Annotated in this window: 18 protein-coding genes; 12 read left to right on the top strand and 6 right to left on the bottom strand. The window is 72.9% G+C overall.

Annotation, left to right across the window (positions count from 1 at the left end; all coding sequences use genetic code 11):
• The first annotated feature begins 81 nt into the window (after positions 1 to 81).
• Complete coding sequence (locus tag H958_RS0126025; protein ID WP_028060786.1) at positions 82 to 1,473, top strand: FAD-binding oxidoreductase; 1,392 nt, start codon at positions 82 to 84, stop codon at positions 1,471 to 1,473.
• Here the strand turns inward: H958_RS0126025 and H958_RS0126030 are convergent.
• Positions 1,470 to 3,263 (bottom strand): ABC-F family ATP-binding cassette domain-containing protein, encoded by a 1,794-nt coding sequence (locus tag H958_RS0126030; protein WP_028060787.1) that lies wholly within the window; start codon positions 3,261 to 3,263, stop codon positions 1,470 to 1,472. The genes H958_RS0126025 and H958_RS0126030 overlap by 4 nt on opposite strands.
• Positions 3,264 to 3,399: 136 nt before the next feature.
• On the opposite strand from H958_RS0126030, the gene H958_RS40445 reads away from it, so the two are divergent.
• Together H958_RS40445 and H958_RS40450 are read left to right on the top strand one after the other, a co-directional pair.
• Positions 3,400 to 3,786 (top strand): response regulator, encoded by a 387-nt coding sequence (locus H958_RS40445; RefSeq protein WP_081686289.1) that lies wholly within the window; start codon positions 3,400 to 3,402, stop codon positions 3,784 to 3,786.
• A gap of 10 nt (positions 3,787 to 3,796) precedes the next feature.
• Positions 3,797 to 4,987, top strand: a complete 1,191-nt coding sequence (locus tag H958_RS40450) for a 4-hydroxybenzoate 3-monooxygenase (protein ID WP_037411467.1) — start codon at positions 3,797 to 3,799, stop codon at positions 4,985 to 4,987.
• Here the strand turns inward: H958_RS40450 and H958_RS40455 are convergent.
• Positions 4,962 to 6,770 carry a M1 family metallopeptidase gene (locus H958_RS40455; protein ID WP_051324831.1) on the bottom strand — a complete coding sequence of 603 codons (1,809 nt, stop codon included), beginning with the start codon at positions 6,768 to 6,770 and terminating at the stop codon, positions 4,962 to 4,964. The two genes, H958_RS40450 and H958_RS40455, sit on opposite strands and share 26 nt — an antisense overlap.
• Positions 6,771 to 6,833: 63 nt before the next feature.
• Entirely contained in the window at positions 6,834 to 7,427 is a 594-nt protein-coding gene (locus H958_RS0126050) for a DUF4142 domain-containing protein (protein WP_028060788.1), read from the bottom strand.
• A 189-nt stretch (positions 7,428 to 7,616) separates the two neighbouring features.
• Here H958_RS0126050 and H958_RS0126055 point away from each other — a divergent pair, with 189 nt between their 5' ends.
• The 3 genes from H958_RS0126055 to H958_RS0126065 are packed head-to-tail and all read left to right on the top strand — an operon-like array spanning position 7,617 to position 9,342.
• The gene (locus tag H958_RS0126055) at positions 7,617 to 7,916 is read left to right on the top strand and encodes a hypothetical protein (RefSeq protein ID WP_028060789.1); all 300 of its coding nucleotides are present in this window, start codon (positions 7,617 to 7,619) and stop codon (positions 7,914 to 7,916) included.
• A complete protein-coding gene (locus H958_RS44080; protein WP_051324832.1) occupies positions 7,916 to 8,452 on the top strand; it encodes a ferric reductase-like transmembrane domain-containing protein in 537 nt (178 codons plus the stop codon). Before H958_RS0126055 ends, H958_RS44080 begins: the two co-directional genes overlap by 1 nt.
• Positions 8,452 to 9,342: an FAD:protein FMN transferase gene (locus tag H958_RS0126065; RefSeq protein ID WP_028060790.1), complete on the top strand. Its 891-nt coding sequence runs from the start codon at positions 8,452 to 8,454 to the stop codon at positions 9,340 to 9,342. Before H958_RS44080 ends, H958_RS0126065 begins: the two co-directional genes overlap by 1 nt.
• A gap of 45 nt (positions 9,343 to 9,387) precedes the next feature.
• Here the strand turns inward: H958_RS0126065 and H958_RS40465 are convergent, their stop codons facing one another.
• Positions 9,388 to 10,005 (bottom strand): type 1 glutamine amidotransferase, encoded by a 618-nt coding sequence (locus H958_RS40465; protein ID WP_051324833.1) that lies wholly within the window; start codon positions 10,003 to 10,005, stop codon positions 9,388 to 9,390.
• Positions 10,006 to 10,254: 249 nt separating this feature from the next.
• On the opposite strand from H958_RS40465, the gene H958_RS0126075 reads away from it, so the two are divergent.
• Positions 10,255 to 10,893 (top strand): SDR family oxidoreductase, encoded by a 639-nt coding sequence (locus H958_RS0126075; RefSeq protein WP_028060791.1) that lies wholly within the window; start codon positions 10,255 to 10,257, stop codon positions 10,891 to 10,893.
• Between the two features lie 115 nt (positions 10,894 to 11,008).
• The gene (locus tag H958_RS0126080) at positions 11,009 to 13,624 is read left to right on the top strand and encodes a gluzincin family metallopeptidase (RefSeq protein WP_156028285.1); all 2,616 of its coding nucleotides are present in this window, start codon (positions 11,009 to 11,011) and stop codon (positions 13,622 to 13,624) included.
• A 48-nt stretch (positions 13,625 to 13,672) separates the two neighbouring features.
• On the opposite strand, the gene H958_RS40470 is transcribed toward H958_RS0126080, so the two are convergent.
• Entirely contained in the window at positions 13,673 to 15,637 is a 1,965-nt protein-coding gene (locus tag H958_RS40470; RefSeq protein WP_051324834.1) for an ArnT family glycosyltransferase, read from the bottom strand.
• Positions 15,638 to 15,717: 80 nt separating this feature from the next.
• On the opposite strand from H958_RS40470, the gene H958_RS0126090 reads away from it, so the two are divergent.
• The 4 genes from H958_RS0126090 (at position 15,718) to H958_RS40475 (ending at position 20,394) form a co-directional block, all read left to right on the top strand.
• Positions 15,718 to 16,641: a LysR substrate-binding domain-containing protein gene (locus tag H958_RS0126090; protein ID WP_028060793.1), complete on the top strand. Its 924-nt coding sequence runs from the start codon at positions 15,718 to 15,720 to the stop codon at positions 16,639 to 16,641.
• 173 nt (positions 16,642 to 16,814) lie between these two features.
• A complete protein-coding gene (gene fgd / locus H958_RS0126095) occupies positions 16,815 to 17,807 on the top strand; it encodes a glucose-6-phosphate dehydrogenase (coenzyme-F420) (protein WP_028060794.1) in 993 nt (330 codons plus the stop codon).
• A complete protein-coding gene (locus H958_RS0126100; protein WP_196807572.1) occupies positions 17,804 to 19,252 on the top strand; it encodes an AMP-binding protein in 1,449 nt (482 codons plus the stop codon). Before fgd ends, H958_RS0126100 begins: the two co-directional genes overlap by 4 nt.
• Positions 19,249 to 20,394 carry an FAD-binding oxidoreductase gene (locus tag H958_RS40475; protein WP_051324835.1) on the top strand — a complete coding sequence of 382 codons (1,146 nt, stop codon included), beginning with the start codon at positions 19,249 to 19,251 and terminating at the stop codon, positions 20,392 to 20,394. The genes H958_RS0126100 and H958_RS40475 overlap by 4 nt, the downstream gene beginning before the upstream one ends.
• On the opposite strand, the gene H958_RS0126110 is transcribed toward H958_RS40475, so the two are convergent.
• On the bottom strand, positions 20,379 to 21,032 hold the full coding sequence (locus tag H958_RS0126110; protein ID WP_156028287.1) for a hypothetical protein: 654 nt from the start codon (positions 21,030 to 21,032) through the stop codon (positions 20,379 to 20,381). The two genes, H958_RS40475 and H958_RS0126110, sit on opposite strands and share 16 nt — an antisense overlap.
• Between the last annotated feature and the right edge of the window lie 35 nt (positions 21,033 to 21,067).

Raw genomic sequence — 21,067 nt, forward strand, 5'->3', positions numbered from 1 at the left:
CACAGACCGCTGTGGGAAGGGTTTCAAAGTGGGTCAGCACGCGTCATGACACGCGCTCGCCAGGCCCATAGCGTCGCGCTCATGAGTACCGTCATGACACCTTCGGCCGCGGCGCGCCGCGAGCTTCCCGCGTTCGGCGACCGCCTGATCGGGCCCGACGACGCCGCGTACCACGACGCCCGCAAGATCTACAACGCGATGATCGACCGCCACCCGGGCCTGATCGCGCGCTGCGCCGGCCCGGAGGAGGTCGCCCAGGCGATCGCCTTCGCGCGCGCCCATGAGCTTCCGCTCGCCGTGCGCGGCGGCGGCCACAACGGCGGCGGGCTCGGCACCTGCGACGACGGCGTCGTGATCGACCTCTCGCTCCTGCGCGACGTGACCGTCGACCCCCAGGCGCGCACGGTTCGCGTGGGCGGCGGCGCCACCTGGGGCGAGGTCGACCGCGCGACGGGCGAGCACGGGCTCGCGACCCCGAGCGGCATCATCTCGACCACCGGCGTCGGCGGGCTCACGCTCGGCGGCGGCCTCGGCCACCTGACGCGCAAGCACGGCCTGTCGATCGACAACCTGCTGTCGGCCGACGTCGTGCTGGCCAACGGAGAGCGCGTCCGCGCCAGCGCCGAGGAGCACCCCGACCTGTTCTGGGCGCTGCGCGGCGGCGGCGGGAACTTCGGCGTCGTCACCTCGTTCGAGTTCCGCCTGCACGAGGTCGGCACCGTGGTCGCCGGCCCGACGCTCTGGCCGGTCGAGCTCGGCGCCGAGGTGATGGCGGCGTACTGCGACTTCATCCCCGGCGCGCCGCGCGAGCTCAACGGCTTCTTCGCCTACCTCAGCGTGCCGCCCGGTCCGCCGTTCCCGGAGGAGCTGCACCTGCGCAAGACGTGCGGCATCGTCTGGTGCTACAGCGGCGCCGAGGAGGATGCGGCGGGCGCGATGGCGCCGCTGCTCGAGGCCCTGCCCGAGCCGCTGCTGCACGGTCCCGGGCCGATGCCGCACGCGATGCTGCAGGGCGCGTTCGACGGGGTCTACCCGCCCGGCCAGCAGTGGTACTGGCGCGCGGACTTCGTCAACGAGGTGCCGGACGCGGCGCTGGAGGCGCATCAGCGCTTCGGCGCGGCGATGCCGACCTGGCAGTCCTCGATGCACCTGTACCCGATCGACGGCGCCGCGCACGACGTCGGTCCCGAGGACACCGCCTGGAGCTACCGCGACGCCAACTTCGCGTCGGTGTTCGTCGGCGTCGACGCCGACCCGGCCAACGCGGGCCTGATCCGCGACTGGACGATCGACTACTTCGAGGCGCTGCACCCGTACTCGGCGGGCGGCGCGTACGTGAACATGATGATGGACGAGGGCCAGGAGCGGGTGCGCGCGAGCTACCGCGGCAACTACGACCGGCTCGCCCGCATCAAGGCGACCTATGACCCGGAGAACGCCTTCCGGATCAACCAGAACATCAGGCCGGCCTAGGCCTCCAGCGCCTCGGAGGTCTCCAACCACGCCGCCTCGAGGCGGTCGCGCTCCGTGCCGGCCGCCTCGAGCTCGGATTGGAGCTCGCGCAGGCGCACGTGGTCGGTCGCGGCGGCGGCCATCTCCTCGTGCAGCGCGGCCTCGCGGGCCTCGAGCTTCTCCAGCGCCCGCTCGAGCCGCTGGACCTCCTTGCGCGCGGCGCGCACCACCGCTTGGGCCGGGACCGGCCTTCCCTCCACCCGTGCGGGCGGCGACGACTCCTCCCCCGTCGCCGCCCGCAGCGCGAGGTACTGGTCGACCCCGCCGGGCAGGTGGCGGATGCCGCCGTCGCCCATGAGGCCGTAGACGTCGTCGCACACGCGCTCGACGAAGTAGCGGTCGTGGCTGACGACCACGAGCGTCCCCGGCCAGCCGTCGAGCAGGTCCTCGAGCGCGGTCAGCGTGTCGATGTCGAGATCGTTGGTCGGCTCGTCGAGCAGCAGCACGTTCGGCTCCTCCATCAGCAGCCGCATCAGCTGCAGCCGCCGCCGCTCGCCACCGGACAGGTCGCGCACGAGCGTCCACGCCTTCTCGCCACGGAAGCCGAAGCGGTCGGCGAGCGAGCTGGCGGCGACGTCCTGGCCGCCGGCGAGCCGGGCGCGGGCCTTGACCGCCTCGAGCGACTCGAGCACGCGCAGGTGCCCGGGCACCTCGGCGGTGTCCTGCGAGAGGTGCGCGAGCTTGACCGTGGCGCCGCGCTGGACCTCGCCGGCGGTGGGAGCGATCTCGCCTTCGAGCAGCTTGATCAGCGACGTCTTGCCTGCGCCGTTGACGCCGACGAGCGCAACGCGGTCGCCGGGTCCGAGCCGCCAGGTCAGGTGCGAGAGGAGCGTGCGATCGCCGTAGCGCAGAGACACGTCCTCGGCGTCGAGCACGCGGTCGCCGAGGCGTGAGGACGCGAACCGCAGCAGCTCGGCGCGGTCGCGCGCCTCGGGCTCGTCGGCGATCAGGGCGTTGGCCGCCTCGATGCGGAACTTCGGCTTGCTCGTGCGCGCCGGCGGGCCGCGGCGCAGCCACGCGAGCTCCTTGCGCATCAGCTGCTGGCGGCGCTCCTCGCGCGCCGACGCCTGGCGGTCGCGCTCGGCACGGGCGAGCACATACGCCGCATAGCCGCCCTCGTACTGATGGACCTCGCCGTCGGCGACCTCCCACGTGTACGTGCAGACGGCGTCGAGGAACCAGCGGTCGTGGGTGACGACCAGCAGCGAGCCGCGGCGCGCCGCGAGGTGGCGCGCCAGCCAGTCGACGCCCTCGACGTCGAGGTGGTTGGTCGGCTCGTCGAGCAGCAGCAGCTCCGGCGAGTCGATCAGCGCGCGGGCGAGCGCAATGCGGCGCCGCTCGCCGCCGGAGAGCCCGGCGATCGGGGTGTCGAGCCCGTTCGGGAAGCGCCGGATCGCGACGCCGCCGAGCATGCCGTCGAGCACCGTGCGGAAGCGCGCGTCGGCGGCCCATTCGTGGTCGGCGCGGCCGCCGACGAGCTCGTCGCGGACCGTGCGCGTCTCGTCGAGGTCGTCGCCCTGGCCGAGCAGCGCGAGGCCGAGTCCCGTCGCACGCGTCAGCGCGCCTGCGTCGGCGTCCTCCAGCCCGGCCACGAGCCGCAGCAGCGTCGACTTGCCGTCGCCGTTGCGCCCGACGACGCCGATCCGGTCGCCCGCCGATACGCCGAGTGTGATGCCGCGCAGCACCGAGCGGCTGCCATAGCCCTTGTCGACGTCCTTGAGGTTGACGAGATTGCGCGGCGGAGCGGTCACCGGCCGTTGAGACTACGAACCCGCGGTTCGCGCGCATCCAGCTCGCCGCAAACTGGCCGGAAGTTCGCGCGCGACGTCCCCCGGGTCTGGCATATATAGGGGCGTGAGCGTGCGAGAGCCGGGTACACGGGCCTGGATGCCCCGGGTGCTGGTCGTCGAGGACAACGTCGACATCGGCTGGCTGCTCTGCCATGCCCTGCGCACCGCCGGCTGGGCGACCGACCTCGCGCACCGCGGCGACGTCGCGCTGGACCGCCTCGCGCGGCCGCCGGTGCCCGACCTCGTGGTGCTCGACTACCGGATGCCCGAGCTCACGGGCGAGGACGTCCTGCGCGCCATCCGCGTGCATCCTCAGCTGCACGCGCTGCCGGTCGTGCTGTGCTCGGCCGACGGCCCGCACGAGCTCCCGGCCGACCTGTGCGCGATGGTCAGCGCCGTTATCGACAAGCCGTTCACCATCGCCGAGGTCGTGAGCGCCGCGAGCGCCGCGATCGATCTGCCGCGGACGTCCAGCCGCGCGTAGGATCGGCGCGATGGCGTCGGAGGAGCGCACGCAGGTCGGCATCGTCGGCGCGGGCCCGGCCGGGCTCGTACTCGGGCGGCTCCTGGAGCTCGCGGGCATCGACACGGTCATCCTCGAGGCGCGCAGCCGCGACTACGTCGAGCACCGGATCCGCGCCGGCGTGCTCGAGCACGACACGGCCGAGCTGCTCGCCGAGGCGGGCGTGGGGGAGCGGATGCGCGCGGAGGGGCTCGTGCACGACGGGATCGAGCTGCGCTTCGGCGGCGCCGGGCACCGGATCGACTTTCCGAAGCTCACCGGCGGTCGCCACGTCGTCCTCTACGGGCAGACGGAGCTGGTCAAGGACCTGATCGCCGCGCGGCTGGACACCGGTGCGCCGCTGCGCTTCGAGGCCACCGACGTCGCGCTGCACGACATCGAGGGCGAACCGTGGATCGCCTATGTCCACGAGGGCGCTGAGCGGATCCTGCGCTGCGACGCGATCGCCGGATGCGACGGCTTCCACGGCGTCTCGCGTCCCGCGGTCCCCGGGCTGAAGGTGTGGGAGCGCGAGTACCCGTTCGGCTGGCTCGGGATCCTCGCCGATGTCCCGCCGTCGACAGACGAGCTGATCTACGCGCACTCCGAGCGCGGCTTCGCGCTGCACAGCATGCGCTCGCTCCAGCTGAGCCGGCTCTACGTCCAGTGCGATCCCACCGACGACATCGCGAACTGGTCCGACGCGCGCATCTGGGAGGAGCTGCATCAGCGGCTCGCGCTGGACGGCTGGTCGCTGCAGGAGGGGCCGATCCTCGACAAGGGGATCACGCCGATGCGCAGCTTCGTCGCCGAGCCGATGCGCCACGGCAGGCTCTTGCTCGCGGGCGACGCGGCCCACATCGTCCCGCCGACGGGCGCCAAGGGCCTCAACCTCGCCGTCGCCGACGTGCGGCTGCTCGCCGAGGCGCTGATCGCGCGCTTCACCGGCGGCGGCGAGGCGCTGCTGGACGCGTACTCCGATTCCGCGCTGCAGCGCGTGTGGCGCGCCGAGCACTTCTCCTGGTGGATGACCTCGATGCTGCACCGCTTCCCCGAGCGCGACGCGTTCGGGGAGCGGCTGCAGCTGTCCCAGCTCGACTACACGTGCCGCTCGGAAGCGGCGTCGACGTCGCTGGCCGAGAACTACGTGGGGCTGGCTACGGATTGGTGGTCGAGAGCGTGAACGTGAGCGTCTTGGCGTAGGTGCCGGTGCGCAGCGCGTCGGTGGCCCCGATGTGCTGCTTGAAGGCGATCGCGACCGTGGCGTTGGAGACCGGCGCGGTCCACGCGGCGGGCGTGATCTGCACCTGCAGCGGCTCGGGCAGCGTGAATGCGCCGTTGGCCAGGTGGCCGGGGTCCGAGACCGTCAGTGCGGCGTCGCCCGCCGTGGAGGTCACCTTCGCCGTCGTCTCGGCCGTGTAGGTGTTGTCGAGACCCGGCCTGAACGCCGCGAAGCTCGCTGCGCCGCTCAGCGACAGCGCCAGCGTCGCCGGCACGGTCCCGCCCACGGAGCCGTCCGCGTCGGTGCGCTGGAAGAACGTCGTCGGCGTCATCGTGGGCTTGCCCGGCGTGTACAGCCACTGCTGGAACAACGTGTCGAGCTTGGCCAGCTTGATCGCGTCGAACCCCGCCCGGTCGCGCGCGATCCGCTTGGCGAGCGCGATGAACTCGGCCGTGTCGGCGTTGCCGTAGCGGTGCTCCGCCTGCCATGTGCGCGCCAGCTCCATGAACGGCGCGTCGCCGATGATCTGGTGCAGCGCCTCGAGCGTCATCGCACCGCGCGTGTAGACCGGGAAGGTGTCGAACAGGTTCGCCGCGCTGGGGAGGTCTGCGGTCGGGATGTTCCACCGCGACGGCTGGCTCGTGCGGTTGTACTCGGTCGTGAACGTCGCCGCCGGTGTCGCCCCGCCGTTGAACCGGTTCGACCAGTTCCACTGCGACCACGTCGCCCAGCCCTCGTTGAGCCAGATGTCCTCCCATTGCTTCAGCGAGACGCTGTCGCCGAACCACTGGTGGCTGATCTCGTGGGAGAGCGTGCCCGCGCTGACGGAGCTCGTCGGGAAGTGGATCTTGGTCTGGACCTCGAGCACGTACCCGACGCCGGAGAGCCGGTCCACGACCGCGCCGATCGAGTCGAACGGGTAGGCGCCGTAGATGCTCGACATGAAGCTCGTGATCTGGTCCTCGCGCGCGAGCGTCGCGAGCACCGTGCTCTTGGTGTTGGCGGGATAGGAGCTGTCGATCGCGTTGTAGAGCTGCAGCGCCGCGCCGCTTGCCCCGAGCGCGGTCGGCGCGGCGACCGCCGTGTAGTCGAAGTCGCCGACCGTAGCGGTGGAGAGGTAGGTCGCCATCGGAAACGACTCGCGCCAGTGCCACGTGCTCGTCCCGTTCGGGTGGTCGGTCCGCGACACCAGCTCGCCGTTGGACAGCGCGGTCTTCGCGCTGGGCACCGTGATGCTGACGTCGTAGGTCGCCTTGTCCAGCGGATGGTCGTTGTTCGGGAACCACGCCATCGCGCCCATCGGCTCGTTGACGACGAATGCGCCGTCGGGTGTGCGCAGCCAGCCTTCGAGCGACTCGTCCGGGTCCTCGACCTCCTGCGGCATCCCCGTGTACGCGACGTCGACGTCGAACGCCGCGTTGTTCGCGATGCCCGCCGCCGGCCTGATGACGAGCTTGTCGCCTTCGCGGGCGAACGCCGCCGGCGCGCCGTCGACGGTGACGGCCGTGACGGTCATGCCGCGGAAGTCGAGGCTGAGCTCCGACAGGTTCTGCTTGGCGATCGCGTCGATGCCGGCCGTCGACGTCATCGTGTTCGCCACGGGGTCGTAGTCGATCGCGAGGTCGTAGTGCTGGACGTCGTAGCCGCCGTTGCCCAGCGCGGGCAGCAGCCGGTCGCCCAGGCTGCGCGAGCCTGGCGAGTACTGCGCCAGTGCGCTCGAGCTCAGCGCGAGGCTGAGCAACACGCCGCCGGGGGGCGGCGGCTGTGCGCCGGCGTGGACCGGCGCACAGCCACAGCGATACGCGGCTCAGGTCAGAGACGCGAGGGCGTCCTGCGCGAGTTGCAGGTGCTCCTTGAGGACGGGCAGCTCGTTTTCCGCCTCGTCGCGGATGTCGGGATTGCAGCCCTTGTCGACCTCGTCCTGGGCTTCCTTGATGTCCTGCTTGTGGTCGTGGACCTCGAGGTCGGCGTACCAGCGGTCGAAGTCGCGGCCGTGGAACTGGGCGACGGCGCGCAGCATCCACTGCTGGGTCGGGGACGGCGAGTCGGGCACGTCGATCCCGAGCCGTTCCGCGAGCTCGGTTGCGTCCTTGAGCGACTTCGTGTGGTCCTCGACGAGTCGCTTGCCGAGGGCGCGGACCTTGTCGGTGGTCGCCTGGCGCTGCGCGAGCTGGCCGCCCTGGATCTCGAACAGGTCGCCCTGGATCGACATCATCAACCACTCCTCATCCCAGGCGGAGTAGTCGTTCGGGCCGCAACGGTGGTCGGTCGCGTGGCGCGTGCCGTGGTCGGCGTGGTTCTGGCTGCTGTCGCCCCTGGCGAGGGCGAGGGATCCCGTGCCGGTCAGCGCCAGCACGAGACACGCTGCCAGCGGCGCCAGCAGACGGCGGAGGTGGGGCATTCTTGCTCCTACGAGTTCGACTTTGACGTAGCGAAGTCGGCCGACCCGCGCCTTCTTCCAATCGCCCAAAAGACGAAAACGATCGGTGTTCGCGTCCATACTCGCGAACGCTGACGCCCCTGATCGAGTCTCGGGAACCTCCCAGGAAAGCCTGGGCTGCGCTTGAAGTGGCGCACCTAGCTTGAGCCCATGCCAACGCCTCAGCCATCCGACCGCGCCGTCCTCGGCCGCGCCCGCCTCGCCGAGCGCGCCCGCCGCGTGGCGCGGATCCGGCGAGCCGTCGTGGCCGCTACGCTCGCCGCCTTCGTCCTCGCGTGGGGCGTGATCGTGTTCGACGGGCCGATGGGCACGACCAAGCTCGCCGCCGCCGGCGCGAGCACGAGCGCCACCGTGTCGCCGAGCAGCGACGGCACGTGGGAGCAGTCGACCTCCTCGGGGTCCTCGGCCTCGAGCGACCCCCCGGCCGCGGTCACCACCGGCCAGTCCTGATGCTCGCCGCCGCCTACTCCGAGCACTTCTTCTGGATCACCAGCCGCGCGGCGGGGGTCGTCGCGCTGCTGGCGTCCAGCCTTGCCGTCTCGCTCGGCCTGATGATGGGCGGCCGCCTGACCAAGGCCCGCATCCCCGACCTGCGCGTCACCCACGAGGCGCTTTCGCTGGCGACGGTCGGCGCGCTGCTCGTGCACGCGCTCGCGCTGCTCGGCGACTCGTTCCTGAAGCCGAGCCTCGCGGACGTCACGATCCCGTTCGTGAGCGGCTACCAGCGCCTGTGGACGACGACCGGCATCGTCGCCGGGTGGACGCTGATCCTGCTCGGCCTCTCCTACTACGCACGCGGGCGCATCGGTCCCGCGCGCTGGCGCTCCCTGCACCGCTTCACGGCGCTCGGCTGGCTGCTCGGCGTCGCGCACTCGGTCGGCGAGGGGACCGACGCGGGCGCCGCGTGGTTCCTGATCGCGGCCGCCGCCGTCGTGCTCCCCGCGAGCGCGCTGCTCGTCGCGCGCCTCACGCCCGCGGAGCAGTGATGGACTCGTCGTTCGCCTGCTTCGGCTCCACCTGCGCCGTCCACGCCGACCCGGACGGCGCCCGGCGCGCCCGCGCCCAGCTGCTCGAGTGGCACAACCGCTTCAGCCGCTTCAACGCGGCGAGCGAGCTCTCGCGGCTCAACCGCGATCCGCGCCCTGCGGTCGAGGTCAGCCCGACGATGGCGAAGCTCGTGCAGGCGGTCATCGAGGCCGCCGAGCAGACCGGCGGGCTGGTCGACGGCACGCTCGCGGACGAGATCGAGGCCGCCGGCTACGGCGCGGACCTCGGTGCGTCGCTGCCGCTCGCGCTCTCCCTGCGCCTTGCGCCGCCGCGGCGCCCGGCGGGACCCCGGCCCGGCGCCCGCCGGCGCGCGCTGCGGCTCGAGGACGGCGTCCTGCACCGGCCGCCGGGCGTCGCGATCGACGGCGGCGGCTTGGCCAAGGGGCTGTTCGCCGACCTGATCGCCGCGGAGCTGGAGGGCACGTTCGCCGTCGACTGCGCGGGCGACGTCCGGCTCGGCGGCACGCCGCGCGCCGTCCACGTCGCCAGCCCGTTCGGCGGCGAGCCGCTGCACACGTTCACCCTCGGCGACGCCGGCGTGGCGACCAGCGGCATCGGCCGCCGCTCCTGGCTCGGACCCGACGGCCGTCCCGCCCACCACCTGCTCGATCCCGCGACGGGGCGGCCCGCCTACACCGGCGTCGTGCAGGCGACCGCCATCGCTGCGACCGCGCTCGAGGCGGAGTGGCGCGCCAAGGCGGCCGTGCTCGCCGGCCCGGAGCGGGCCGGCGAGTGGCTCCCGCACGGCGGTGCCGTCGTCCTCGACGACGGGACCCACGTCGTGCGGACCCCTGAGGGGGATTCGCCGGCGGCGTGGACGCGGCGCTGACGGAGCGGACCCTCGGCCGCGCCGGCGCTCGAGCGCCTCGCCGGCCTAGAGGCGCGCCGCGAAGGCGTCGAAGAGCCGGTCGGCCGCCACGACCGCCGCCTCGGCCGGCTCCGCCGAGAACCCGTACCGGCCTTCCTCGTCCCACCCGGCGGCGATCTCCGCGGTCGCCTCCGGGTGGAACTGCACCGCGAGGTGACGGCCGTGCGAGAACGCCTGGACTCCGTAGGCGTTCGCCGCGAGCCGGGCCGCGCCCGGCGGCAGCTCGAAGCCGTCCTCGTGCCAGGCCACCCACGGACCGGCGGCGATTCCGGCGTCGCCGCTCTCGACATCGATCCAGCCGATCTCTGGCTCGGGCAGCCGGAACACGCGCGCGCCCAGGACCGCCGCCAGCGCCTGCGCGCCGAAGCAGATGCCGAGCACCGGCAGTCCGGCGGCGTCGGCCTCGCGCAGCCATGCAAGCTCGTGCTTGATCCAGCGCCGGCCGCAGTCCACGACGGACTGGTCGGACCCGAGCGCGACGGCGAAGCCGACCTCGCGCGGATCGGGCAGCGGCTCGCCACGGTCGACGCGCACCACCTCCAGGGCGAGGCCCCGCGACGCGGCCCACGGCTCGAGCAGGCCGGCCGGCGCGTCCGCCTGCGTCTGGAGCACGACGCCCGTCACGGCCGCTCCGTCGGATCGCCCGGGGAGCGCGGGTCGCGGAGGTCGAACGCTGGGAGTGTCGTGAATGTCGGCGTGCACGGGGAGACCGTCGTCGAAGCGGCGGATGTACTTGTACCGGCGCGTGCGGGATCGCGCGCTGCGGCTCGGAGGCGGCGGCGACCACCGCGGCGAGCAGCCGTGTCGTCCGGTCCGGTTCCCCGGTGACCGGCGTGGTGGCGTTGCTTCTGACACCATCACTAGGCTGGGCGGATGAAGGTCGCGATCGCGGGAGGCCACGGCAAGATCGCGCTGCTGCTGACGCAGCTGCTCGCGGGCCGCGGCGACGAGGTGCGCGGGCTGATCCGGCGCGCCGAGCACGAGCAGGACGTTCGCGCCGCGGGCGGCGAGCCGGTCCTGTGCGACATCGAGCGCGAGCCGGTCCAAGCCGTGGCGACCGCGGCGGCGGGGTGCGACGCCGTGGTGTTCGCGGCGGGAGCGGGACCCGGCAGCGGCGCCGAGCGCAAGTGGACGGTCGACTACGCGGGCGCGGTCAAGCTGATGGCGGTGGGCGTCGAGCGCTACGTGATGATCAGCTCGGTCGGCGCCGACCCCGACGCCGAGGGCGAGGACGTCTTCGCCGCCTACCTGCGGGCCAAGGGCCGCGCCGACGCCGAGCTGCAGGCGAGCGGCCTCGCATACACGATCGTCCGGCCAGGACCGCTCACCGACGAGCCGGCGACCGGGCTGGTGTCCCTGGCCGAACGGCTAGACCGGCGCGAGATCACGCGCGCCGACACGGCCGCCATCGTCGCCGGCGCGCTCGCGGATCCGCGGCTCGCCGGTGCCACGTTCGTTGCCACCGGCGGGAAGACGCCGGTGGGCGACGCGCTGGCGGCGCTGCTCGCCTGACTTCAGTCCTCATTTCATGCTCACGAATGAGCTTGTGGCGAGGCCGGCGGGTGGTTAGCGTCCCGCTATTGGGTCTGGGCCTTCGCGCCTGAAGAGGGACAAAGGAGTGTCACAAGTGAAGCGAGGGATGCGCGCCGGCGGCGCGGCTCTCATCACGGTCGCGCTGGTCGGCGCGACCGGAACGGCGGTCGCTGCGGCCGCACCGGGAATCGGCGTGTCCGAGCTGAGCTCGCTGCGCGCGGGCACCACGGCGGGGACGCTGCACGGCCGCGTCGTCAACCGGACGGCCAAGGCGGCGCACGCCGACGTGACGGTGAGCCTGCACCGCCGCGGGGTCGAGCGCCACGTCGTCGGCCATGCCTCGGTTCGGGTCGGCGCGAAGGGCACCGCCGCGTATCGCGTCAAGGTCAAGCTGCCGTCCGGCCTGCCGCGCGGGACCTACTACCTGTCCTCGTGCACGGCCTACGGCGCCGAGGCCGGCGTCTACGGCTGTGCGACGGCGCAGGACGAGGTCCAGATCGGCGGCGGCACCCCGGTGCGCGGGACGGCGGTCCAGGCCACGTTCTCCAAGGTGGCGCGCGCCGCCAGGGCCGAGGCCTGCGGCTCGGGCGCGCACTCGCTCTCCGCGCCGGGCTCGCGGCTGTACCCGGAGATGGGCAACGGCGGCTACCTCAGCCTCCACTCCGACGTCTACAACGTGTACGACGCGCCGGCGAACCTCTTCCTGCCGGGCACCCACGTGGACCTCACGCAGCGCTCGACGCAGTGCCTGAGCGACTTCAGCCTCGACTTCGAGCGCTCCGGCCCGGGCGCGCCGGGCGCGCCGGGCCCGGACATGGCGGTCGGCTCCGTGCTGATCGACGGCCGGCCGGCCTCGTTCAAGTTCGTCCAGCCGACGTATCCCGGCGACCCCAACGGCCAGGACGATCCCGACCCGCTGGCGCACCGTGCGTCGAACAACAACCCCGTCAGCGCCACCAACCCGAACCCGCCCGCCTGCGCGCCGACCAGCACGGCCGCCTCGCAGAACGACACGCCGTGCCCGGCCAACAAGCTCGTGATCACGCCGTCGGCGCCGATCCCCGCGGGCACGGACTTCAAGGTCACGGTCAACTACACGGGCCGCCCCGGCATCCATCTCGACGGCAACAGCGACACCGAGGGCTGGTTCCGCAACGACACGCCGGTCGGCGACGGCAGCTTCGTCACCACCGAGCCGGTCGGCAACCTCGCCTGGATGCCGCTGAACAACCACCCGACGGTCAAGCCGACGTACGACTTCTATGACACGGTCACCCTGGGCCGAACCGCGATCGCCAACGGCCGCCTGATCTCGGGCCCGGTCGACAACGCGCCCGACGCGAACTTCGCCGGCCGCTCGACGACGTGGCACTGGAAGTCGCCGGAGCCGATCGCGAACTACCTCGTCGAGAACAGCATCGGCGGCTATGAGCTGACGGAACGCTTCGCGAGCAGCGGCGTCGTCTACTACGAGGCGCAGTCCTCGGGGATCGACCCGGCCAGCAAGATCGTCAATAAGAACATCATGGACCAGCAGGAGGACATCACGCTCTTCCAGCAGCGGTTCAACGGCCCGTTCCCGTTCAGCACCGACGGCGTGATCGTCGGCATCCCCACCGCGGGCTTCGAGGAGGAGATGCAGACCAAGATCACCTTCCAGCGCGGCAGCATCTCGCTTGGCACGTTCAACCACGAGAACATGCACCAGTGGTGGGGCGACAACGTCTCTGAGGGCGCGTTCAACCTGACGTTCTTCAAGGAGGGCTACGCGGACCTGTCGGAGGGGCTCGCGGCGGCCCGCACGGCGGCGAGCACGAACGGCAACGGCGGGCTCGGCACGCCGTCCGGCGACGCCGCCTTCGAGGCGAGCCTGGTCACGCGCTTCAACGGCGTCTACAACCGCACCGGCAGCTTCTGGACGGTCGCGCCGTCGAACCCGACGTCGTCGACGCTCTTCGGCGGCTCGAACACCTACCAGCGGCCGGGCGCGTCGTACATCGCGCTGAGGACGATCCTCGGCGCGGACCGCTTCTCCAAGGCCGGCCAGGAGATCCAGCGCGCCTACGGCGGCGGCTCGATCACCGAGCCCCAGGAGATCGCGGTCTTCCAGAAGTGGCTCCCAAGCCCCAAGCCGGAGTGCCACTCGAAGCTCGACGAGTTCTTCAAGCAGTGGTGGGACACGGCGTATCCCGCGGGCGGCGGCGCCAACAAGCCGTCGATCACCGGACCTGGCCTCGCCGGCGGCGGCTTCTGGGACGACACCTGCAAGCGCACCGACGTCGCGAGCGGCAACGTCTCCGGCACCGTGCCGGCGACGCTGTCGCTCACGCTCGGCGCGCCGGGCGCCTTCGGGCCCTTCGTCCCCGGCGTGCAGAAGGAGTACGGCGCGCAGACGACGGCCAACGTGATCTCGACGGCGGGCGACGCGGCGCTGACCGTGGCCGACCCGAGCGCGACCGCTCCGGGGCATCTGGTCAACGGCGCGTTCTCGCTGCCGTCGGCGCTGCAGGTGAGCGCGACGTCGCCGGCCGGGAAGGGCGCCGCAGCCCCGCTCGGCGCCTCGCCGCTGCCGCTGCTGACGTGGACGGCGCCGGTCGGCAACGACGCGGTCGCGGTCGCCTTCACGCAGACGATCGGGCAGAACGACGCGCTGCGGACGGGGGCGTACTCCAAGACGCTCACGTTCACGCTGTCGACGACGGCGCCGTAGGGAAGTGCAGGGGCGGGCGCTCGTCGCGCCCGCCCCGCGGTGTCGTCGCTACGCCGCCGCGCGCAGGGCCGCCGCGGTGCCCTGCATGTCGTAGAGGCCGTCGACGGACGTCGCCGTGCCGATCTCGGCGGCGGCGGACATGACGTCCGTGGCGCCCGTGCGGCCGTCGTTGCCCGGCATGCCGCCGCCGGCGGTGTAGATCCAGCGGATCTTGCCCGCTGCGACCTGGTCGGCGAGCCAGCTCAGGCTGACCTGGCTCTCGCGGCCGGAGAAGCCGCCGAGACCGGCGACGCCGGCGTCCGAGGTCAGGATCGCACTCGCGGCGCTCGACTGGCTCGAGACGCCGATCGTCCCGCCGCCGTGCGCCTTCGCGTAGCTCACGGCCTCCTGCAGCGCGGCGCTGTCGCCGCCGAACATCCCGCCGCCGCCCGCGCCCGGCGCGCCGCCGCCGCCGAAGCCGCCCTGCGCACCCGGCGGCGGGCCGCCGAAGCCGCCGCCGGACCTGCCGCCGCGGAAGCCTCCGCCGCCGCCCGGCCCGCCGCCGCCGAAGCCCTCCTGCGCCGACCCGCCGGCCGGGAACGTGCCGTTCGTCGCGTGCCCGAGCGTCTGCACCGCCCAGGAGGCGGGAGCGATCGTGAGCGTCGCCAGGGCGGTGGCGAGCGCGGTGCGGCGCCAGCGGCTCGGCGCCGCGATCAGCGCCGCCGCGGCGCCCAGCCCGGCGAGCACGAGCAGCGGCGGCAGCCAGGACAGCGTCCCGCTCGAGTGCAGCACGGCAAGCTCGCTGATCACGCCGCCGGCGATCGCCGCCGCGCCGATCCAGCGCCAGTGCTTGCCGCGCGTCGCGACGTGGCCGACCGTCGCGCCCACGAGCGCGGCCGTGAACGGCGCCAGCTCGGACGTGTAGTACGGGTGGAAGATGCCCTTGGCGGTGCTGAACGCGACCGCCGTGGTGAGGAACGCGCCGCCGATCGCGATCAGCCAGCCGGTGCTCGGCGTGCGCCGCAGGCGCGTGACGATCAGCAGCCCGGCGCCGCCGGCCAGCGCGAGGCCGAGCAGCCAGCCCGCCTGCCCGCCGAGCGCGTCGCCGACGAGCCGGAAGACGCCCGGCGAGCCGCCGAACAGCGAGTTCCCGCCGCCGGCGCCTCCGCCGAAGCCGCCGCCGCCCATGCCGCCGGGCCCGCCGGCCTCGCCGTCCAGGCGCCCGAGGCCGTTGTAGCCGACGATCAGCGACCAGATCGAGTTGTCGCTCGTGCCCGAGATCCACGGCCGCGAGCCCGCCGGCGTGAGCCACATGAGCACCGGCCACGCCAGTCCCACCACGGCCGCCGCCGCGCCGAACGCGCCCACGGCCCGCGCCGCCGCCATCCGGCCGCGCGGCGCGACCCAGAGCCACGCCGCGACGATGCCGGGCACGACCAGCAGCGCCGCGCCCATCTTGGCCTCGAAGCCGAGCCCGACACCGACGCCGGCCCACACGAGCCAGCGCGTGCGCCCGTCCTCGAGCCCGCGCACCAGCGCCCACAGCGCGAACACGACGCACAGGATCAGCAGCGCGTCCGGGTTGTTGTGACGCGAGATCGCGACCGTGATCGGCGTCAGCGCCAGCGCGGCGCCGGCCGCGAAGCCGCCCGCTCGCCCCCAGCGCCGTCGCACGAGGTCATAGACGAGCGCGACCGAGGCGACGCCCATCAGGGCCTGCGGGACCAGCAGGCTCAGCGAGTGGAAGCCGAAGACGCGGACCGAGAGCGCCTGCACCCACAGCGCGAGCGGCGGCTTGTCGACCGTCATCAGCCCGGCTGCATCGAGCGAGCCGTAGAGGAACGCGTGCCAGCTCGAGGCCATCGAGCGCACCGCGCCCGCGTAATACTCGTTCGCCCAGCCGTTCTTGGAGAGCCCCCACAGGTCGAGCGCGGCCGCGACGACCAGCAGGCCGAGCAACTCGGGACAGGGCACGGAGAGGGAGCGGGCCCGCGCTGCGGGGCGGGAAGCGTCGTCGATCGTCGTCGCGGTCATGCGACCACCTTCGGCGCGCTGGCTCAGAGCCGCCCGAGCCGATCCTGGGAGTCGCCTGGGAGATAGCCTGGACTGACCCGATGGAGCTCCGTCACCTCCGCTATTTCGTCGCCGTCGCGGAGGAGCTGCACTTCCGCCGCGCCGCCGATCGCCTGCACATGTCCCAGCCGCCGCTGAGCCAGCAGATCCGCCAGCTCGAGGAAGAGATCGGCGCCCAGCTGCTGCTGCGCAACCAGCACCGCGTCGAGCTGACCGCGTCCGGCGCCGCCTTCCTCGAGCGGGCGCGCGAGATCCTCGAGGCCGTCGAGGCCGCCGCGCTGGAGGCTCGGCGCGTTCAGCGCGGCGAGGTCGGCCGGCTCGCGGTCGGCTTCGTCGGCTCCTCGATGTACTCGGTCGTGCCCGACCTCCTGAACGCGTTCCGCGAGAGCCACGGCGACGTCGGGCTGCGCCTGCACGAGCTCGGCACCACCGAGCAGCTGCGCCAGCTGGAGAGCGGGCGCCTCGACGTCGGCTTCGTGCGTCCGCGCCAGCCCCGCCCAGGGCTGACCATCGAGCCGCTCTACGCCGAGCCGATCATGATCGCGCTGCCCGACCGGCACCGGCTGGCGGCCGAGCCGCGCATCCACGTCGCCGACCTCCAGGGCGAGCGGCTCGTGCTGCTCACCCGCGCCGGCTCGCCTGGCCTGCGCAAGACGCTCGAGCCCATCACCGACCAGCTCGGCGGCGAGGACGCGATCGTCCAGGAGGTCGCCGAGATGCAGACCGTGATCGGCCTCGTTGCGGCCGGCGTCGGCGTGTCGCTCGTCCCGGAGTCGGTGCGGGCGTTGCAGCGCCGCGGGGTGAGCTACCGCTCGCTCGCCGGCGAGGCGCCGACCGTCGAGCTGGCCGTCGCGTGGCGCACCGGCGACGACTCGCCCGTGCTGGCCGCGTTCCTGGCGCAGGTACGCGCGATGGCCCCCGCCGGGGAGGAGAGAGAAGTCCGGCGGGGGCCCTCGCGACAGTGACGTCCGCAACGACCGCAGGGAGGAGAGATATGTGCCGCGATCGCCACGAGGTGGGGAGCCACCAAAGCGTCGCCAGGGAAGGTACGGGACCCCCGGTGAATCGTCCAATACCGAGACGGCGAGCCTGTGATTCCTAAGACGTATCGACACGCGACGGGGATACGATCGGCGCGATGCGCTACGGATACAAGGCGTCGGCTGAGCAGTTCGGTCCGCGCCCGCTGCTGAGCTTCTCCGCGCAGGCGGAGGAGCTCGGCCTCGACACGGTCGCGATCTCCGACCACTTCCAGCCCTGGCGCCACCACGGCGGGCACTCCCCGGGTGCGCTGCCATGGCTCGGCGCGGCGGGGGAGCGGCTGACGTCGGCCTACCTCGGCACCAGCGTGCTGACGCCGACGCTGCGCTACCAGCCGGCGGTCGTCGCCCAGGCCTTCGCCACGCTCGGCTCGCTCTTCGACGGCCGCGTCTTCCTCGGCGTGGGCACCGGCGAGGCGATGAACGAGACGCCGGTGACCGGGGACGTGTGGCCCGGCGGCAAGGAGCGCCGCCGCCGGCTCGCCGAGGCGGTCACCCTCATCCGCAGGCTCTGGACCGAGGAGCGGGTGGACTTCGAGGGCGAGTACTACAAGGTCAGCCAGGCGACGATCTACGACCGCCCCGAGCAGCCGGTGCCGATCTACATCGCCGCCTCGGGGCCGCTCGCGGCGTCGATGGCGGGCCGGCTCGGCGACGGCTTCATCTGCACCAGCGGCAAGCGCGAGGACCTCTACACCGAGCTGCTCGCCAAGGTTCGCGAGGGCGCCGAGAAGGCCGGCAAGGACTACGACTCGATCGCGAAGATGATCGAGATCAAGGTCTCTTACGACCACGACCGCGACTACGCCGAGCACGCGTGCGGATGGTGGGCCGCGCTCGCGCTCACGCCCGAGCAGAAGTCCGGCGTCGAGGATCCGATCGAGATGGAGCGCCTGGCGGACGCCAACAAGGAGCGCGCCAGCACCCGCTTCATCGTCTCCGACGACGCCGACGAGATCGTCGAGCGGATCGCCCCGTACGTCGAGCTCGGCTTCGAGGAGCTGGTCTTCCACTTCCCGGGCGAGGACCAGGGCCGCACGCTCGAACAGTTCACGCGCGACGTCCTGCCGCGGCTGCGAGAGCGCTGGTGACCGAGACGACGCTGGCCTGGCCGCTGGAGCACGCCGCGCGCGTGCACCGTGACCGGGCCGCCGTCGTCGACGACACGCGCACGCTGACCTACGCCGAGCTGCACGAGCGCGTGCGCCGCCTCGGCGGCGCGCTGGGCGGCCTCGGCCTGCCGCGCGGCGCCTTCGCCGGCGTCCTCGCCGCCAACAGCGCCGCGCACCTCGAGCTCTGGTTCGCACTCCCCGCCTATGGGCGCGTGATCAACGACCTGAACGTCCGCCTCGCCCCGGACGAGCTCGCGCTCATGCTCACCGACAGCGCGACGCGCGTGCTGTTCGTCGACGACGCGCGGCTCGAGCTCGGCCGCGAGCTGAGCGAGCGCTGCGGGGTCCGCCTCGTCCACCTCGGCGACGAGTACGAGTCGCTGCAGCAGGCCGAGCCGGCGGACCCTCCCGACCTCCCCGGCGACACGCTGGCGGCGGTCTCCTACACCGGCGGCACGACCGGGCGGCCGAAGGGCGTGATGCTCAGCCACGCCAACCTCGTCGTCAACGCCAAGCACTTCATGTACTCCGACGGCCTGCGCGCGACCGACCGCTACCTCCACGCCGGCCCGCTGTTCCACGTCGCGGACTCGACGATGGTCTTCTGCATCACCTGGGCCGGCGGCGCGCACGTGATGCTCGAGCGCTTCGACGTCGCGCGCTTCATCGATGCCGTCGAGCGCCACGAGGTGACCGTCGCCGTCCTCGTGCCCACGATGATCCGCATGCTGCTGGACGCCCTCGATCGCGAGCTGCCCAGCCTGCGGCTGCTCCACTATGCCGCGGCGCCGATCGACCCCGCGCTGCAGCGGCGCATGATGCAGACGCTCGACTGCGACTTCGTGCAGGGCTACGGCATGACGGAGGCCGCGCCAGGCTTGACCGTGCTGACGCCCGAGGAGCACCGCCGCGGAGAGCACATGGGCTCGGTCGGCGCGCCGCTGCCGGGCGTGCAGGTCGCGGTCGACGCGCCCGAGGGCGAGGTCGGCGAGGTGCTCGCCCGCGGCCCGAACATCATGCTCGGCTACTGGAACCGCCCGGACGCCACGCGGGAGGTGCTGAGGCCCGACGGGTGGTACCGCACCGGCGACGCCGGCTACTTCGAGGACGGCCGCCTGTATCTCGTCGACCGCCTGAAGGACATGATCATCAGCGGCGGCGAGAACGTGTACTCGATCGAGGTCGAGCGGGCGATCGCGTCGTTCCCGGGCGTCGTCGAGGTGGCGGTGATCGGGAGGCCCGACGAGCGCTGGGGCGAGCGCGTCCACGCCGTCGTCGTCGGCGACGGGCTGGATCCGGCCGCGATCGTGGAGCACTGCCGCACGCGGATCGGCGGCTACAAGCTCCCGCGCTCGTTCGAGTTCCGCAGTGAGCCGCTGCCCAAGTCGGGCGCCGGGAAGGTGCTCAAGGGGCAGTTGCGATGACGGTCGCGATGCCGCGCTTCGCCGCGATCGAGCCCGAGGCGCTGGTCGAGTGCGCGACCCCCGCGGAGGTGGCGGAGGCGCTCGCGTACGCCGAGCGCTCCGGGCTCGAGGTCGCGGTCCGCAGCGGCGGCCACTGCTTCGCAGGCCGCTCCTCCTCGACGGGCGTGGTGATCGACGTCACGCCGATGCACGGCGTCGCGCTCGACGGCGACGTCGCCACGGTCGGCGCCGGCACGCGGCTCGGGGCGCTCTACGACGCGCTCGAGCCGTCCACGATCCCCGCGGGCTGCGGGCCGACGGTCGGGATCGCCGGCCTGGCGCTCGGCGGCGGCCTCGGCATCCTGGGACGCGCGCATGGGCTCACCTGCGACGCGCTGCTCGGGGCGCAGGTCGTGCTCGCCGGCGGCCGCGTCGTGGAGTGCGACGCCGAGCGCGAGCCCGAGCTCTTCTGGGCGCTGCGCGGCGCCGGAAACGGCTCGCTCGGCGTCGTCACGCGGCTGCGCCTCCGTACGCTGCCCGCTCCCGAGATCTCCGCGTTCGAGCTCCACCGGCCGCGCGAGGAGGCGGTCGAGCTGATCGAGACCTGGCAGCGGTGGGCGCCGGACGCGCCCGACGGCGTCGCCGTCAGCCTGCTCCTCGACGACGCCGGGGTGCATCTGATCGGCACCGCGACCGAGCCGTGCGAGCTGCCCTGGGAGGCCGAGCTGCGCCCCGCCTCGTTCCGTGACACGAAGCGGCGGCTCGCGGAGCGGACGGGTCCGGAGATCGACACGTGGAGCCGCTCGGAGTTCTTCGCCCGCCCACTTGAGCGGGACACCCTCGAGGCGCTGATAGAGAACCTCGAAGGGGAGCTGGACTTCACGCCCTGGGGCGGCGCCTACAACCGCGTCGCGCCGGACGCGACCGCGTTCGTCCATCGCGACGCGCGGTTCCTGCTCAAGCACACGGCGACCACGCCGGGCGGCTGGCTGGACCGGTCGTGGAAGCTGGTCCACCCGTACGGCACCGGCGGCGTCTACCCGAACTTCCCGGACCCCGGGCTCGCCGACCCGGACGGCGCCTACTTCGGCGCGAATCGCGACCGCGTGGCGCGCGCCCGGGCGGCGTACGACCCGGAGGGGGTCTTTCAGCCCTTGCCGTAGGGGTCGACGTAGACGTCGTCGACCAGCCAGGAGCTGCCCTCGCCCTCGGCGGTGAAGCGGAACCACACCGGCGTGCGGCCCCCGTCGAGCAGCGCGACCAGCGGAGCGGAGAGGTCCAGCGACGGCGACGGCGTCCACTCGTCGCCGGCGTCCGCCGAGGTCAGCTCGCCGAGCTGGAGCGCGTGCAGCTCGTAGTTCTGATCCTCATAGAGCACCTCGACCTTGAGCGTGCCGGTGCCGGCGCCCGGGTTGCGCACGAAGAACCGCATCGTCGGGTCGTCGACGCCCACGCACACCATCGGCGCCATCGCGCTGTCGCCCTGGTCGAGGGCGATCGAGGCGTTCTCGTCGGCGTGCAGGGAGTTCGGGTTGTTCTCGGCGGCGAGCTCCCCGCCACCCAGGTCCCACTCGTCGCCGGCGGCCGACGCATCGCCCTCCCGGATCAGGAAGTAGTCGGCGCGGTCGTCCCACTGCGCGAACGGCTGCTCGATGATCCGCTGGCCGCAGGCGTTGTGGAACGACGAGTACGTCGCCATCGTGTGCATCGCGTCCGCGCGGGCCCCCGGCGCGGCGGCCAAGGGGGTGAGGACGGCGAGGCAGGCGATGAACCGGCGCGACCGGTGCAGCAAGGAAGGCATGCGGCCGATATCGGCCGGCGACGGATGAAGTTGAG

Origin of the sequence: Candidatus Solirubrobacter pratensis (assembly GCF_000425945.1) — a bacterium.
Taxonomy (GTDB): Bacteria; Actinomycetota; Thermoleophilia; order Solirubrobacterales; family Solirubrobacteraceae; genus Solirubrobacter; species Solirubrobacter pratensis.